This is a genomic window from Psychrobacter sp. 72-O-c, assembly GCF_904846605.1.
Taxonomy (GTDB): Bacteria; Pseudomonadota; Gammaproteobacteria; order Pseudomonadales; family Moraxellaceae; genus Psychrobacter.
Genome location: NZ_CAJHBI010000002.1, coordinates 30,941 through 45,922 on the forward strand (window position 1 = coordinate 30,941; position 14,982 = coordinate 45,922).

Here is a 14,982-nt window from a genome sequence, read left to right on the forward strand (position 1 = left end):
AATGAAAGTACCTATATTATAGTAAAATTATAGTAAAGCAAAACTATAGCAAACCAAAAATCAAAAGCCTATCTATTGATAGGCTAAAGGCGTAAACATTATTTGTGTATAGAACTAGCCTTATACGTTTTGAAAGTAGTGCTAGAGATTTAAAAATACAGCTTTAAGTTTTAAATTTTACTGTACCACTAGTACCAGTCGCCATTGCATCGCGGGTTAGCTGATCTTCAGCATGGTTTTTAGCACTAATAGCATCAGGATCGGGGCGACGTTCAATATGTCCGCACTGAGTGCACTCGATATATTCATCAGGCTCAGGCGTTACTATATTTACTTGCACCACTGAGTCCATTGTCTGACATTTAGGACAGCTGACCCCTGCTAAGAAGCGCCGTTTAGGCCGGCTAGATTGATAACGCATCAGCTGGCCTCAAGGTTAGTGTGTGCATCGCTGTTGTTAGAACTGGCAAAACCACTGTGACGCAATAAGGCATCGATACTGGCGCTACGACCCCGAAAATTCTCAAAATTAATTTTAGCGGGTAGGCTGCCACCAACGGATAAAATGGTCTCGCGGAAGGCTTTACCCGTAGTAGGATTAAAGATACCTTCTTCTTCAAATTTACTGAACGCATCTGCTGACAATAGCTCCGCCCATTTATATGAGTAATAGCCTGCTGCATAACCACCGGCAAAGATATGACTAAAACCATTAGCGAAACGGTTATAGTCGGGGGTTTCCATGATAGCAATGTTACTGCGCACGCTATCTAAAGTGCTGAGAATACCGTCATAATCTAGCGCTGGTGTGTGCGAATGAATCAGTAAGTCAAACAATGAAAGCTCAATTTGGCGTAGGGTTTGCATGCCGCTTTGGAAGTTTTTAGCCGCCAATAAGGCATCAAGCTTGTCTTTCGGTAGTGGCTCACCAGTTTCGACATGACTACTAATAAGCGCAATACCTTCAGCGTCCCAAGCCCAGTTTTCCATAAACTGACTGGGCAGCTCAACCGCATCCCACTCTACCCCATTGACGCCTGCGACATCGCCGACCGTCACTTGGGTTAGTAAATGGTGCAGACCATGGCCAAATTCATGAAATAAGGTCAGCACCTCATCATGGGTGAGTAGACTTGGCTTGCCATCAAGCGCTGGAGTAAAGTTACCCACCATAAAGCACACAGGTAGCTGATGATGGTTCTGTGCATCATGACTGTAACGCGACTGAAAACCATTCATCCACGCGCCACCACGTTTACCACTACGAGCAAATAAATCAAAGTAAAAACCACCTATTAATGCATCGTTTTCATCGAATAGTTGATAAAAACGCACCTCATCATGCCAGCGAGATACTGCTGGAGCTTGTTCAGCTATGCCATCACTTTTTTGCTCTTGCTGTTGTTCCTTTACGGTAATGCCGTATAGGCGCTCAACAATGGCAAATAAACCATCAATTACCTTTGGCAATGGGAAGTACGGACGAATCTCTTCTTGCGACAAGCTAAATTTGTCTTGCTTCACTTTTTCGGCAATATAAGCGCTATCCCATGGCTGTAATTCGTTGATGCCATAATCTTTGGCGCTGTCTTGTAATTGTGCTAGATCTTGCTCGGCAGTAGGCGTGGCTTGAGTTGCCAGACTACGCAAAAAGGTTTCAACTTCTGGCACACTATCTGCCATCTTAGTAGATAAAGACACTTCAGCATAATTAGTAAAACCTAGCAAATGGGCTTTTTGTTCGCGCAATTGCAAGATTTGGCTCATGATATCGGCATTATTTAAGGACTCGCCCTTAGCATTGGTATGGGAATCAAACTCGGAAGCGCGGGTCACATAAGCACGGTATAAGGTCTCACGTAACTCACGATTGTCCGCATGGGTCATGACTGCGATATAAACTGGAATATTTAAAGTGGCAACATAAAAAGGTTCGGGCAGCGCATAAATCTCTGTTTGCGTAAGCGTACCTTTTTCTAATGCGCTAGCTTTATACTGCTTACCTGCATCGGCTAATAAGTCAAAGCCACTATCGGTCAACCCTGCTAATTGCTCAGGCTTAAGAGGCAGCGTATAAGCTTGGGTTGCATCCAAAATATGATCTGAGAACGTCGCTGATAAGGTCGATAACTGACTTTGAATATCAGCAAATTTATCTTGTTCTGCTTTTGGTAATGCTACTCCTGATAACTCAAAGCTCTGTAGCGCCAATTCAATAGCACGCGCACGTGCAGAATCAAGCTGTGCTAAAAATACTTCATCATTCACGATAGTTTTATAACGCATAAATAGTGGCTGATGTTGTCCAACACGAGTGCCATAAGCTGATAGCTTGGGTAGCAGTTCATGATGTACATGACGAATCTCATCATTACTCATTACGCCATTAAGGTGCGATAAAATACCCCAGCTGCGATCTAGAGCTAGATTGATATGGTCAAACGCCATCACATCAGCTAGCGCTTGTTCCGCGCTTATTTCGCTACCAGTCTGCTTATCTTTGCTACCGCTATTTATTATTGCTGACAGCTCATCTAAAAAGGTATTGGCTTGATTGATAGCCGTAGTCACCTGCGCTTGTAGGTCGCTCGGAGTCGCAGTGGCAAAGTCAACAAGGTGCAAATCTGAAGCAAGAGTAGTCATAGAGATGTCCAATATTAATGAATGATTCGGTTTACGATTGAATTATTATGTCGATGTTTGTATGTCGTGGTCTACTATTATGAAGGCCTATTTTTATAGACTCTAAATACTAACGACTATCTAAAAGATGGGTATGGTTCGGTAAGAATGCAACCCAATAAAGCATAAGCGTTAACTTCATTTTGAAGTAATAAAAATTTCACGTCCTAGCTTTAGGAGGCCTACGTATTAAGCGTTGGTAGTCGAATTTATAGCTCTGCATGAATAACAGCAGTCCAGACGAGCGACTTTGCAAATACACAATTCTGAGTACCTTACTTACAAAGCATCATCATTTGCTTGCAAACTACTCCTACAGCTAGCAAGGTGGAGTTGGTAGCATAGTATTGATCGAGTACAAGTAACCGAATAGTAGATAGCATAATAAAAGACGGTCATTAATCTAGGTAATCAGATTAAGTAATCAAGTTTGTTGTTGTATTAGTTCCTGAATCTTGATTCCTGACCAAAAAAGCAAATAATAAATTGTTAGTAACATCAAATCGTCATCTTTAGCTAAAGACAATAAAATATAAAATAAGGAGCAGTATTTATGAAAGCGACCCTCAAGAGTCTACGTGAAACCAAAGCCAATCCAGCGGTAAGTATCTTCGTTAAAACCCACCGTGAGCATCCTGCCAGTGATAAAGACCCTATTGCTCTCAAAAATCAGTTGAAAGTTGCCGAAGACCGTTTGATTAACGAATACGATAAGCGTACAGCAACAACTATCCTAGATAAAATTCATGCCGAGCTAAACGAATTCAACCACAATTACAACCTTGATACCTTGGCTATTTTTGCTAGTACTGATGATGTACAGGTCGTTCGTATGCCCATTGATACTACAGAGCGCGTTGTAATTTCTGATCGTTTTGCGACGCGTGATTTGGTACGTGACATGGCCAGTGCTGTCCATTTCTATACTGTGGTACTTACTCGTGATAACGCCCGCCTCATTGAAGCTTCCAATGATCGTGTTGTCAGAGAATTTAGTAAAGATGATGATATACAAAATAATATGGAAAGTATCGCCTTTCCTGTCGAAAATAACGGCCTATATACGACAGGTGATGGTGGCTCTGACCGCTCATCAAACAATGAAGACAGTTATTTAAAAGAGTTTTTTAATCAAGTAGACAAAAGCGTACAAGAGCTATGGGGCGAGCATAAGATGCCGCTCGTCATCGTCGGTGATGTACGCAATATCGGTTACTACAAAGACGTCTGCGACCGTCCAGAAAATATCATTGCGACGGTATCAAATGTTACTGAACTTGAAGATGGTAGCGCCCAGCATATCATTGATGGGGTACAAGAGGCCGTAGAAGGTTATCGTACCTCGCTACACCAAGCAGCAATAAGTGAGATCGATAAAGCTCGTGGCGCTGACATGTTACGTACCGACTTACAGGACGTTTACCGTGCGGCCTATCAAGGTGCTGGCGAGACGCTATATGTCCGTCGAGGTTATATCCAGCCCGCTAAAATTGACGAAAAAGCGCAGACTCTTATGGTCGTCGATGATTCAGCCGCAGATGGTGTCACAGATGATGCAGTTGGTGAGGTCATTGAACACGTGATGCATAATGGCGGTGAGGTAGTATTCATGCCCCAAGACATTATGGCAGAAGATCAACCAATCGCTCTTGTGACCCGTTACTAATTGCTTGATGGCATTGATTGAGTCACTTATTTTGACTTAATAAGTTATAAACGACAAATTCAGTATAATATCAGAGCATTGGTTCAATAAGAATCAATGCTTTTTTACCTTTATGTTCAACAACTGTTCCTTAATGCTATAAAAAGGATACCCACAATGATTATTCCAAATAATGCTTTAGGTCACACAGTCAAAAGTGTGCAAGCCACTGCTTCGTTACTCTTACGCGGTGGACGTGGAGTTATGGGCACACCCAATCCTATACAGCCGGAGCAATCGTTAGTCTTGTACGAGCATGAAGCTTGCCCTTATTCTCGCCGCGTACGCGAAGTCATGACTCGTCTCAATTTAGATTTTGAGAGTCGTCCTAGCCCGCATAAAGGCCATGTCTATCGTGATGAGCTGAAAGAGCTGGCGGGTAAAGCGCAAGTACCATTTTTGGTCGATGACAATACGGGTGATCAGATATTGAACTCACAAGCGATTATTAATCATTTGTTTTTGCACTATTCAAAATTTGGCGCACCACCAAAAAAATATCAAGGACCTATGGGCGATGACAACGCCACCCTTGTCAATAAAGCAACCAGTGTGGTCTCCATGATGCGCGGCGTCAAAGCAGATCACCCGAAAAAGAACCAAGCACGTGGCAAGCCTGAGAAACCACTACACCTGTACGGTTTTGAAGCCAGTCCATTCTGCCGTTTGGTACGCGAAAAATTGAGTGAACTTGAAGTGGGTTATGTCAATCACAGTGTTGCACGTGAGCAGATACAAGACATCGGTGCGTTTGGCTTGCGTCTCAACGTCGGTAAATATCATCCTGTCAAAGGTGGGAAGCGCGAGCAACTTATGAATGGGATGATGAATGGCAAGCTACAGTTTCCTTACCTTGTCGACCCTAATACTGATGCTGAGATGTATGAATCAAAAGATATTATTGATTATTTAGATGAGACTTATGGTTGATAGGCAAAAGCCTAAATGTGCAACTCATATAGCAGCCGTATAATAATTAAAGATTACAGCAATTAAAAATCATAGCAATCGGGGGCGAATAGTCACGACCCCTTTATCTTCTTGGTTTCTTGTCTTTTTAACGTAACTATTTAACGTAACTGTGAGCTCAACTAAGCCATCAGTTTAATTAGGCTAATAGCAATTTTATTGAGCAATAAAGCGCTTTAAAACTAGCTGTCTTTTCCTGAAATTCTAGCGTTGATGGTTTGTTAAGTTTTATTGATTAGCGGCATTGTTTTGTCAGCGATGGTTTATGATAGTGATAAGCCAAACGATAGGTAGCACTGTTGTTGCCGTTTTATTAGCACGTTACTAGTGCCTCGAGAATAATCCTCTTCAATCCTTATTCTATGAATACTGAGTTTATGAATACTACAACCGCTTTTGTTATAACCAGCTACAACATTCATAAAGGCATGTCGCCACTGAACCGCCAAGTGAAAATGAAGGGTATTGCCCAAGCACTGGAAGCAGCGGGCGCAGATGTGTTGTGTCTACAAGAAGTGCAAGGTCAAAATCTGAAGCGTAATATGCAATACAACGAATATCCTGACCAGTCGCAGCATGAGTGGTTTGGCGAGTTTTTGCAGCTGCAGAACAGCTATGGTAAAAACTCAGAGTATGAAAATGGTCATCATGGTAATGCGGTACTCAGTCGCTTTCCCTTAGATCCGAAGCATAACGTCAATATTACTGTTAATAAACTCGAGCAGCGCGGAGTGTTGCACTGTGAGGTACAGCCGATAGGTTGGGACAGGCCAGTAGTCGTATTATGCGCTCATCTCAATCTGTTCGAGCGCGATCGAATCAAGCAGTATCAGGCAATTAGCGACTATGTACGTAACGAGATTGCCCCTGACCAACCGCTGATTTTGGCTGGTGATTTTAATGATTGGAAGAAGATGTCATGTGATAAGCTGGCCACTGATCTCGGTATGACAGAAGCCTTTAAATCCTGTCATGGTAAGTTGTTACCGACCTTTCCGGCGAAGCTGCCGGTACTGAGCTTGGATCGCATCTATGTGCGTAATCTAATTGTAAAGGATGCCTGGGTACATACTGGTAAACCCTGGTCAACGTTATCAGATCATTTGCCTATCAGTGCCGAGCTGGCTTTGCCGTAATGGCTTTTACTGGTTCATGTTGATTAAAAATAAGCAGTCTGTATCATCAAAGCTATCTATTAAAAATGTTATTTAATAAAGATGCTGTCTATTAAATAAATTCTAAGAGTGAATAAGATAAAGATCAATTAATAAATAAACCCTGATGAATAAAATAAGGATGTTTTACGATGTCTAACGCTTCTAATCAACAACTCCCTATCACCCAACATGCGGTGCTTATCCGCGAGTTTGGTGAACCTGAAGTCATGAACTATCAAGATGGTGTGGCCGTCCCTGAACTTGGTGATGGACAAGTACTAGTAAAAGTGGCTTATGCAGGTATCAACCCTGTCGATTATAAAACCCGTCAAGGTAAAGGCTGGGGTGCTGATAGTATTCGAAAAGACAAATTCGATAATGATCAGCCTGCGATCTTGGGATTTGATGTTTCAGGGGAAGTGGCACACAGTAATAGCGATCAGTTTGCTGTCGGTGATAAAGTCGCTGCCCTTACCTTCGATGGCGGCTGTTATGCTGAGTATGTGGCGGTAGATGCTAAGCTGCTTGCTAAAGTTCCGGAGTCGGTAACCTTAGAACAAGCCGGTGCGCTACCTTGCATAGGACAAACGGCGTTACAGTTTATAGCGTTTGCTGATATTAAAAAAGGTCAGCATGTCGTGATGAACGCCCCAGCTGGCGGTGTGGGTCATCTATTGATTCAGTTATTAATGGAAAAAATAGTGGAAGATGGCATTAAAGTAACCGTTATCTGCTCACCAGAAAAATATGCCAAGCTTGATAACTTCATAGACAAAAGCCAACTGACGAGCTGGATTGACTATACCAAAGATGAGGCCTTTCCTGACTTGCAAGCCGATGTATTGCTTGATTTAGTCGGTAATGATGCGGGTGTACGCGCGCTTAGTGTGCTCAGATCTGGTGGACGTGTTAATGTCTTACCAACGATTTGGGTCGATAAGCTTAAAGAGGCAGGCGATGAGAAAAGCTTAAGCGTTGCTGGTTATGCGGCTCAACGAAATGGTCAAGATATGGCACGTATCTTACAGCAAATCGCTGATGGTAAGCTGATCTTACATATCCAGCAGACTTATCTGCTTTCTGAAGTTGTTGCCGCCCATTATGAGCTCCAAAAAGGTGATACTTTTGGCAAAATCGTCTTAGAAGCATCTGTATAAATAATACTAAAAAAGGGTAGTTGCGATAATTAATTTTAGTATGCCGCTACAGCTGCATGCTTTTACCTTTTGTACTTGGGCGCTGTATCTGCCTTATCACTTCATCATGCAGCAATGGAAGTAAATAGGTTACTACTGCCATCGAGATAACCTGTCCAAACGCAAGATAGATCTCTCTATTTTGCGTTTTTTTATGCTTAAATAATATTTTTAGCGACGCGCCCAAAGACAATATTATTATTGAGGGCTGAGTATTGTATAAGAATGCTCATTTTCATTTATTTACAAACAACCAACCACGAGCCTGTGGTAGTTGCAGAATTGCTGTGTATTAATTAAGGTATATTTGGTGGGGAACTATTTTACTGACCGAATATATTTACGAATACAAAATACACCCTGCTGTTTCTATTAACTTATCATAGGATATATTATGACTGACTCTAACAAAGAAAATAACCTAAACAAAGATAAAAATACTGACGAAAAAGCGACCGATCACAGTGCTTACGAGGCGCAAGTACGTCAAGAGATAGAAGATTGGAAGCATCCCGAAAAAAGCTTATTAAGTAAGACCTTTGCGACTTTGAATACGCCTATTGTTAAGGCTGGAGAGGCACTTATGAATGCGCCGCAGTTTGGTGATGCCCTAAAACAAGCGACAGAGAAAACCATAACAACTTTAAGCGACGCAGCAAACTGGACGCTAGATGTTCAAGACACGATTGAAGCATATCAAAATGAGCCGGATGCCGCAGATGCGTCCATAAAAAAGCTCACTGATATTGAGCGTTTACCAGTGGCTGTGGTTGACAAACAAGTCAAACTATTCAAAAGTAAATACGTGGCGCTGACTAGCGCGCAGGGTGTGGCAACAGGTATGGTTGGCTGGGCAGGTATTCCTGCTGATGTGGTGGGTCTCGTTACCGCCAACTTACGGGCTATCGGTGAGTATGCTACTTACTATGGTTTCGATATGAGTGACCAGGGCGAACAGCTATTTGCGATGTCGTTACTAGGAGTGGCTACATCTGCCTCTGCTGAGGAGCGCCAAGCAGCACTTGACGATACATTTAGCATGGCAAAAGATCCAGAGACCCTTGCTTTTAATAAAGTTAACGAAGAGGTGGTCTCACGTGTCTTGCGGCAAACGGCGACTAAAGTGGCGACCAATATGGTCAAGACTAAAGCGGCACAGATGATACCCGCTGTGGGTGCTGTGGTTGCAGGCGGGGTCAATGCCAGCTATACCTCAAGCGTATGTGAGGCAGCATATCAGTGTTACCGTGAGCGTTTTTTGGATCGCAAAGCAGTCTAAGGTAGCAATTATTATTAAAAATTAGTAGGCGCAGTTAAACAAGAAGTATCACTAAATTGGAAGCATGCGCCGAAACGTTAGGCTAATTCGGCCAGTATCTACCGTTTTAGTCTTAGTGATGGTGTGCTTCCAGAATATTTGCGTATCACCATGCATAACGATAAGCTGACCGGACTCAAGATGAAGCTCGACTTTATCTTGAGTTTTTTTGTGCTTTAAGACAAAATTTCGCGTGGCGCCAAGTGATAGAGAGGCAATAATTGGCTGATAGCCTAGCTCTTTTTCATCGTCAGCATGATAGCCCATGCCATCTGTACCAGAGGGATAATAGTTCAGCAAGCAAGAATTAAAATCAGCTGTAATTCCAATAGCTGCTAGATTTTGCTCGACACATTGTTTCACATGAAACACTGCATTTGACCATTGAATGGCGGAGCGTGAATGACCAGAGTAGTGATAGCTAGCATCGTCTTCACCCATCCAAACAATCTGACGCGTAGTCACATGAGTCTTACCAAAAATACTTACGATATCGGAATGCCAAGGTAGCTCGGCTAATAATGCCTTATAGAGAGCGTTAGAGTCATTAATAATAATCCCTAAGTCGTTAACTTTGCCGTCATAGGGCAATAAATTATCAGACGGATTCGGCGCAAATAGGTCGTTCATCAGCTCAAACCTTTCTATTTCTATGTCGTCGTTTTATATCATCGCTTCATGTTAGTTATTGGCATAATTGTTCAGGATAAGAAGTCTTCTAAAATCAGGGTAGCACATTGTTCAGGGGCTTCTATCGGTAGCAAGTGTCCATAATCAGGCAAAGAGACAATACGTTCAGCAGGGACAAATTTTTGCCATTGTTTTCTGACTTTATCATTAATAAATAGCGTGGGCTTGCCAGTAATTATAGTATAAGGACAGCGTATTTTTTTCAACGCGGCATCAATATAAGGGGTGCCAAAATAGTTGGCTAGCTCTTGTTCAGGAGTAAACATCAAGGTATAACTGCCATCTGCTTGCGCTACTAAGCTTTGTTCAGCGAACATTTGCAAATGCTCATCGCTAATACGACGATAGGCACGCAGCGCACGCAAATACTCATAGAATGCTTGCACACTTGGCCATGTGGTTTGCTTAGTCAATGTGCTTTTGAAAGGTTCACGAGTCATTTTGAGGGAGCGTGGCATTAGGTCATACAGTAGCGTTTGCGCTTTGGTGAAAGTCACCGGCTCTATGAGGTATAACTGTGAGAATAGGTCAGGACGCTTGGCTGCAGCGATGGCGGTGGCAGTCGCTCCTTGTGAATGACCAATGCCAACGATAGGAGCATCTTGAGTCTTTTCTAAAAACTTAATGAGTATATCGGCATCTTGGGCGCGAGTGAGTCGTTTACTGGTTGGCTTATCGTACCAGTAGCCACGCATGGCCAATGACGAGATATCAAAACCTAAGCTTAATGCCTTTAATAGTGGCGTATAGGCACCGACTGTGAAACCATTACCGCCATAAAAGTGTGCCGGAACACGTAAGGTCGAATTTGAGCGTGCTACCTCGTTAAGTTCGCCTAGATCGTAATAACGCGCTTGTTGCGCGTTGATAGCAATACTTTTTGCAAGTTCTTCCATAATGATGCCACATCCCTGTGTTGTTTAATTCAGCGAAGTTCTGGCCGTTTAGCTGTCTTCCCCTAAGAAGCCGCCACTTTGACGGTGCCATAATCGGGCATAGACACCATTTAATACCAGTAGCTCATTGTGGCTGCCTTGCTCAATGATACGTCCTTTATCCATCACTACCAATCTATCAAGTGCTGCAATAGTAGACAGGCGATGCGCGATAGCAATAACGGTTTTGCCGGTCATGATATCGTTTAAGCTCTCGGTAATGGCAAACTCAATCTCAGAATCAAGGGCACTAGTGGCCTCATCCAACAATAGAATAGGCGCGTTTTTAAGCATGACCCGTGAAATGGCAATGCGTTGACGTTGACCGCCAGAGAGCTTGACCCCGCGCTCACCAACTTGGGTATCAAGGGCAGTGTTGCCTTTATCGTCATATAATTCTTTGATAAAGTCCCATGCCTGTGCTTGTTTGGCAGCAAATATAATCTCTTCATCACTAGCATCAGGGCGACCATAGGCAATGTTTTCACGGACAGTGCGATGCAGCAGCGAGGTATCTTGGGTCACCATACCTATTTGCTGACGTAATGACTCTTGGGTGACCTCGTTAATCGCTTGCCCATCGATATAAATTTTGCCGCTATCCACATCAAAAAAGCGCAGTAGCAGATTAACTAAGGTTGATTTACCGGCACCTGAGCGTCCAACTAAGCCTATCTTTTCACCTGCTTTAATGTCTAAATGAAAGTCATCTAGCAGTCTTACGCGTGAGGTTTCTAGCGTTGTTGCCGCTGTCTTGACCACATCAACTTTTGCGCCTGTTTGGATCGCAGCCACACCATTCTCACCCTCGTAGCTGAAGTCCACATGATCGAAGATAATATTACCGTCGGTGACTTTTAGAGCTGGGGCGTTGGGTTTATCCACGATGGTTTGCGGTGCAGATAACGTACGCATGCCGTCTTGAACCGTACCGATACTCTCGAACAAACTTGCCGTCTGCCACATGATCCAGCGGGTCAGACCATTTAGTCGCAATGCCATCGCTGTCGCGGCTGCAATCGCACCAACACCGACCGCACCTTGCTGCCATAAATATAAGGCAATGCCAGCCGTGCTGCTAACCAAGATTACACTGATAAGGTGGGTGGAGACTTCCAAATAACTGACCCAGCGCATTTGTGCATGGACGGTTCCCAGGAACTGCCCCATGGCATTCTTAGCATAACCCAGCTCACGGCGTGAATGACTGAACAGCTTGACCGTCATGATATTGGCGTAAGCATCGGTGATACGTCCCGTCATCAAAGCGCGCGCGTCAGCTTGGACAACAGCGGTCTGCTTGAGCTTGGGGATAAAGTACCACATGGTCAGCCCAACCAGTACAAACCAAACCACAAACGGTATCAATAACAAGCTGTCTAAATTAAACAGAATGACGCTTGTCGTTATAAAGTAGACGGTGACATACATAAACATGTCAGTGACTGTCATCACAGTCTCGCGTACTGCCAGTGCCGTTTGCATCACTTTGGCAGAGACCCGACCAGAAAATTCATCTTGATAAAACTGCATGGATTGACCAAGCATCCGCTGATGAAAACGCCAGCGCATTTGCATAGGGAATACGCCTTGCAAAGTTTGAAAATGAATCAAGGAAGATAAGGCGATCCAAAACGGACTAATAATTAGCACCGCAAGCATCAGTAGCATCGTATCGCCTTTTTCGGCCCATAGGTTCTGCGGCGTATAAGTACCGAGCCAATCGACTAGATTGCCAATCCATGCAAATAGCATGGCTTCATAAATCCCGATACCCGCGGACAAGATCATAAATAGCAACAGCCAGCCGCGTAAACCTTTAGTACACGCCCACAGAAACTTTATCAGCCCCTCACGAGGCAGAGGAATTGGCGTGTCAGGGAAGGCTGAGAGGCGCGTTTCAAAAAAGCGAAGTAGAGAATTCATAGGCAATAGCAATACGCCAAGATAAACGTTATCTTGCGCTGTGACTTGTATTAGTAGGATAGCCCCGTATTTTACCAAAAATTCGCAATCTCACCTGCATGGTAATTGTAATTTGAACGCAGCAGACACTATCTAATGCGTGATTTTATGAACAATGACAAATAGATTGCTGTAAAAGAAATACTTTGTTACCTTCTATGCTTTTGTTTTGATTGAGCAGGGCTGATTTATAAGTGCTGAATCAAATAATTACCAATGGGCAGTATGGTTATTGAATAAGGTAGAGACTGATGATGTATTTAACGATTGCGGTACTGTGTAGTGTCGCCGTCTCTGTGCTACTAAAAATATTACGACAACAGAAGATAGATATTCGCCAAACCATCGTCGCTGGTTATCCAGTTGCTTTTCTACTTACTTGGCTATTGCTCAAGCCCGACATCAGCGGTATGGATAAACTTGGCGATGCATGGGGCATTATCATTGCGCTTGGGGTTCTTTTGCCAGCGGTATTCGTTATTCTTGGTCGAGCGATTGCAGCGGTCGGCATGGTTGCCACTGATGCTGCCCAACGCTTATCTTTGATTATTCCTATTATTGCTGCGTTTATCCTATTTGGTGAAGTATTAACGGGCACGCGAATTTTTGGCTTAGTATTAGGGTTTTTAGCTCTCGGTGCTCTAGTCTATCGTCCGCAGCAAGCTATTATTGTTAATGATAATACCAATAAATCTACTAATAATAATAGTACGAATGCTTCTACCGATAAAGCTGTTAATAAACAGGCGTTACGCACGCCGTTATGGCTATTTGGCGTGTGGGCAGGCTACGGTATTATTGATATTCTATTTAAACAGGTTGCCAAACAAGGCGCGGCATTTCCGCTGACGCTATTTATCAGCTTTGGGCTTGCCGGCTTACTGCTGTTTATCTATTTGCTTATCACTCGTGTACGCTGGCAAGGTCGAGCGTTAGCTGCTGGATTACTGCTTGGTGTGTTAAATATGGGTAATATTTATGCTTATATTCGCGCTCATCAATTACTCTCAGACTCACCCAGTATCGTCTTTACTGGAATGAACGTCGGTGTTATCGCTGTGGCTACCCTCATTGGCGTCGGCGTGTTTAAAGAATCGCTTAATCGTATCAATATGGTAGGATTATTATTAGCGGTAAGCTGTGTTGCGGTGCTGTTTTTAGCGTGAAAGTTTTTACGTAATAGTTTCAGAATAACGATTTTGGCATAATGATATTTTGGCATGACAACAAGTTTTTATAATTCTTTAACTTATCCTATATAGGCACACAGGGCGTCCTATGGTAAGGTTATATACAAACGGTCAGACTTATATAATCAGGCTTGCATAAACTGACAGTTGGCCGTTTACCTTTGTGACACTTGGCCTTAATTAATAAAATAGGATGCTCATTCAATGGAATATCAACAGCAATTACAACGTATAAAAAATGGTTCAGGATTTATCGCCGCGCTTGATCAAAGTGGTGGCAGCACGCCCAAAGCGTTAGAAAATTATGGTGTTACTGGCGATGACTATGATAATGACGAGGCCATGTTTGACCTTGTGCACGAAATGCGTGCCCGTATCATGTCTTGTGACTGCTTTGACGATAAACGTGTCCTTGGTGCGATTTTGTTTGAAGACACTATGGAGCGCAAGGTTAATGGCAAGCCGACCGCCAATTACCTATGGGAAGACAAAAATATCGTGCCTTTTTTAAAGGTGGATAAAGGCTTAGCAGAACAAATGAGCGGCGTGCAAGTGATGCGCCCCATGCCCAATCTAGACTTATTATTAGACAAAGCTAAGAACTATCCGGTATTTGGTACTAAGATGCGCTCAGTCATTTACGAGCCGAATGTTGATGGTATTGAGCTAGTCGTACAGCAGCAATTTGACGTTGCTAAGCAAATTATCTCAAAGGGTCTGATGCCAATCGTCGAGCCAGAAGTGAATATCGATAGTGCTAAGAAACATGATTGTGAGCTTCTTCTAAAAACCAATATCTTACATAACCTTGAGCGCTTGGCTGATGATAAACAAGTAATGCTTAAGCTAACTTTGCCAGAAGAAGCTGGGTTCTATCAAGAGCTAATTGACCATCCAAAAGTATTGAAAGTAGTCGCCTTATCTGGTGGCTATAGCCGTAGTGATGCTTGTGCTAAGCTCAAGCAAAACCCAGGTATGATTGCCAGCTTCTCACGTGCCTTTACTGAAGGCTTAAGTAAACAGCAAAGTGATAAAGAGTTTGCCGATACTATTAATACTTCTATTGATGAGATTTATCAGGCGTCGAAGGTATAGACTTAAAAAAATTAAGTTGAAAATTAGCTTTTGAGCATAAAAAATCCCCACTACTTAGGTAGCGGGGATTTTTTGTGTGT

12 protein-coding genes are annotated in these 14,982 nt (G+C 43.1%); 7 read left to right on the forward strand and 5 right to left on the reverse strand.

The annotated features are described in order from the left end of the window. Window positions 1-163: 163 nt before the first annotated feature. Complete coding sequence (locus JMX97_RS00795; RefSeq protein ID WP_201554153.1) at window positions 164-421, reverse strand: YheV family putative metal-binding protein; 258 nt, start codon at window positions 419-421, stop codon at window positions 164-166. After that, window positions 421-2,643, reverse strand: coding sequence for a M3 family metallopeptidase (locus tag JMX97_RS00800; RefSeq protein ID WP_201554155.1), 2,223 nt, complete (start codon window positions 2,641-2,643; stop codon window positions 421-423). The genes JMX97_RS00795 and JMX97_RS00800 overlap by 1 nt, the downstream gene beginning before the upstream one ends. A gap of 592 nt (window positions 2,644-3,235) precedes the next feature. Between JMX97_RS00800 and JMX97_RS00805 the strand changes: the two genes are divergently transcribed. From JMX97_RS00805 to JMX97_RS00825, 5 genes are all read left to right on the forward strand, one after another. Next, entirely contained in the window at window positions 3,236-4,348 is a 1,113-nt protein-coding gene (locus JMX97_RS00805; RefSeq protein ID WP_201554157.1) for a hypothetical protein, read from the forward strand. 156 nt (window positions 4,349-4,504) lie between these two features. Beyond that, window positions 4,505-5,317 (forward strand): glutathione S-transferase N-terminal domain-containing protein, encoded by an 813-nt coding sequence (locus JMX97_RS00810; protein WP_201554163.1) that lies wholly within the window; start codon window positions 4,505-4,507, stop codon window positions 5,315-5,317. A gap of 416 nt (window positions 5,318-5,733) precedes the next feature. After that, the gene (locus JMX97_RS00815) at window positions 5,734-6,492 is read left to right on the forward strand and encodes an endonuclease/exonuclease/phosphatase family protein (protein ID WP_201554165.1); all 759 of its coding nucleotides are present in this window, start codon (window positions 5,734-5,736) and stop codon (window positions 6,490-6,492) included. Window positions 6,493-6,662: 170 nt separating this feature from the next. After that, window positions 6,663-7,670, forward strand: coding sequence for an NADP-dependent oxidoreductase (locus JMX97_RS00820; protein ID WP_201554167.1), 1,008 nt, complete (start codon window positions 6,663-6,665; stop codon window positions 7,668-7,670). Window positions 7,671-8,103: 433 nt separating this feature from the next. Continuing rightward, the gene (locus JMX97_RS00825; RefSeq protein ID WP_201554168.1) at window positions 8,104-8,988 is read left to right on the forward strand and encodes an EcsC family protein; all 885 of its coding nucleotides are present in this window, start codon (window positions 8,104-8,106) and stop codon (window positions 8,986-8,988) included. Between the two features lie 51 nt (window positions 8,989-9,039). On the opposite strand, the gene JMX97_RS00830 is transcribed toward JMX97_RS00825, so the two are convergent. From JMX97_RS00830 to JMX97_RS00840, 3 genes are all read right to left on the reverse strand, one after another. After that, complete coding sequence (locus JMX97_RS00830; RefSeq protein WP_201554169.1) at window positions 9,040-9,657, reverse strand: alpha-ketoglutarate-dependent dioxygenase AlkB family protein; 618 nt, start codon at window positions 9,655-9,657, stop codon at window positions 9,040-9,042. Between the two features lie 71 nt (window positions 9,658-9,728). Further along, the gene (locus JMX97_RS00835; protein ID WP_201554170.1) at window positions 9,729-10,613 is read right to left on the reverse strand and encodes an alpha/beta fold hydrolase; all 885 of its coding nucleotides are present in this window, start codon (window positions 10,611-10,613) and stop codon (window positions 9,729-9,731) included. Between the two features lie 48 nt (window positions 10,614-10,661). After that, entirely contained in the window at window positions 10,662-12,578 is a 1,917-nt protein-coding gene (locus JMX97_RS00840) for an ABC transporter ATP-binding protein (RefSeq protein WP_201554171.1), read from the reverse strand. Between the two features lie 290 nt (window positions 12,579-12,868). On the opposite strand from JMX97_RS00840, the gene JMX97_RS00845 reads away from it, so the two are divergent. After that, complete coding sequence (locus JMX97_RS00845; protein WP_201554172.1) at window positions 12,869-13,783, forward strand: EamA/RhaT family transporter; 915 nt, start codon at window positions 12,869-12,871, stop codon at window positions 13,781-13,783. Between the two features lie 228 nt (window positions 13,784-14,011). Further along, entirely contained in the window at window positions 14,012-14,902 is an 891-nt protein-coding gene (locus tag JMX97_RS00850; protein ID WP_201554173.1) for a fructose bisphosphate aldolase, read from the forward strand. The last annotated feature ends 80 nt before the right edge of the window (window positions 14,903-14,982 follow it).

Bases quoted from the DNA above. Each gene is read 5' to 3' on its own strand.
- JMX97_RS00795 (WP_201554153.1), bottom strand. From the start codon at position 421: ATGCGTTATCAATCTAGCCGGCCTAAACGGCGCTTCTTAGCAGGGGTC.
- JMX97_RS00800 (WP_201554155.1), bottom strand. From the start codon at position 2,643: ATGACTACTCTTGCTTCAGATTTGCACCTTGTTGACTTTGCCACTGCG.
- JMX97_RS00805 (WP_201554157.1), top strand. From the start codon at position 3,236: ATGAAAGCGACCCTCAAGAGTCTACGTGAAACCAAAGCCAATCCAGCG.
- JMX97_RS00810 (WP_201554163.1), top strand. From the start codon at position 4,505: ATGATTATTCCAAATAATGCTTTAGGTCACACAGTCAAAAGTGTGCAA.
- JMX97_RS00815 (WP_201554165.1), top strand. From the start codon at position 5,734: ATGAATACTACAACCGCTTTTGTTATAACCAGCTACAACATTCATAAA.
- JMX97_RS00820 (WP_201554167.1), top strand. From the start codon at position 6,663: ATGTCTAACGCTTCTAATCAACAACTCCCTATCACCCAACATGCGGTG.
- JMX97_RS00825 (WP_201554168.1), top strand. From the start codon at position 8,104: ATGACTGACTCTAACAAAGAAAATAACCTAAACAAAGATAAAAATACT.
- JMX97_RS00830 (WP_201554169.1), bottom strand. From the start codon at position 9,657: ATGAACGACCTATTTGCGCCGAATCCGTCTGATAATTTATTGCCCTAT.
- JMX97_RS00835 (WP_201554170.1), bottom strand. From the start codon at position 10,613: ATGGAAGAACTTGCAAAAAGTATTGCTATCAACGCGCAACAAGCGCGT.
- JMX97_RS00840 (WP_201554171.1), bottom strand. From the start codon at position 12,578: ATGAATTCTCTACTTCGCTTTTTTGAAACGCGCCTCTCAGCCTTCCCT.
- JMX97_RS00845 (WP_201554172.1), top strand. From the start codon at position 12,869: ATGATGTATTTAACGATTGCGGTACTGTGTAGTGTCGCCGTCTCTGTG.
- JMX97_RS00850 (WP_201554173.1), top strand. From the start codon at position 14,012: ATGGAATATCAACAGCAATTACAACGTATAAAAAATGGTTCAGGATTT.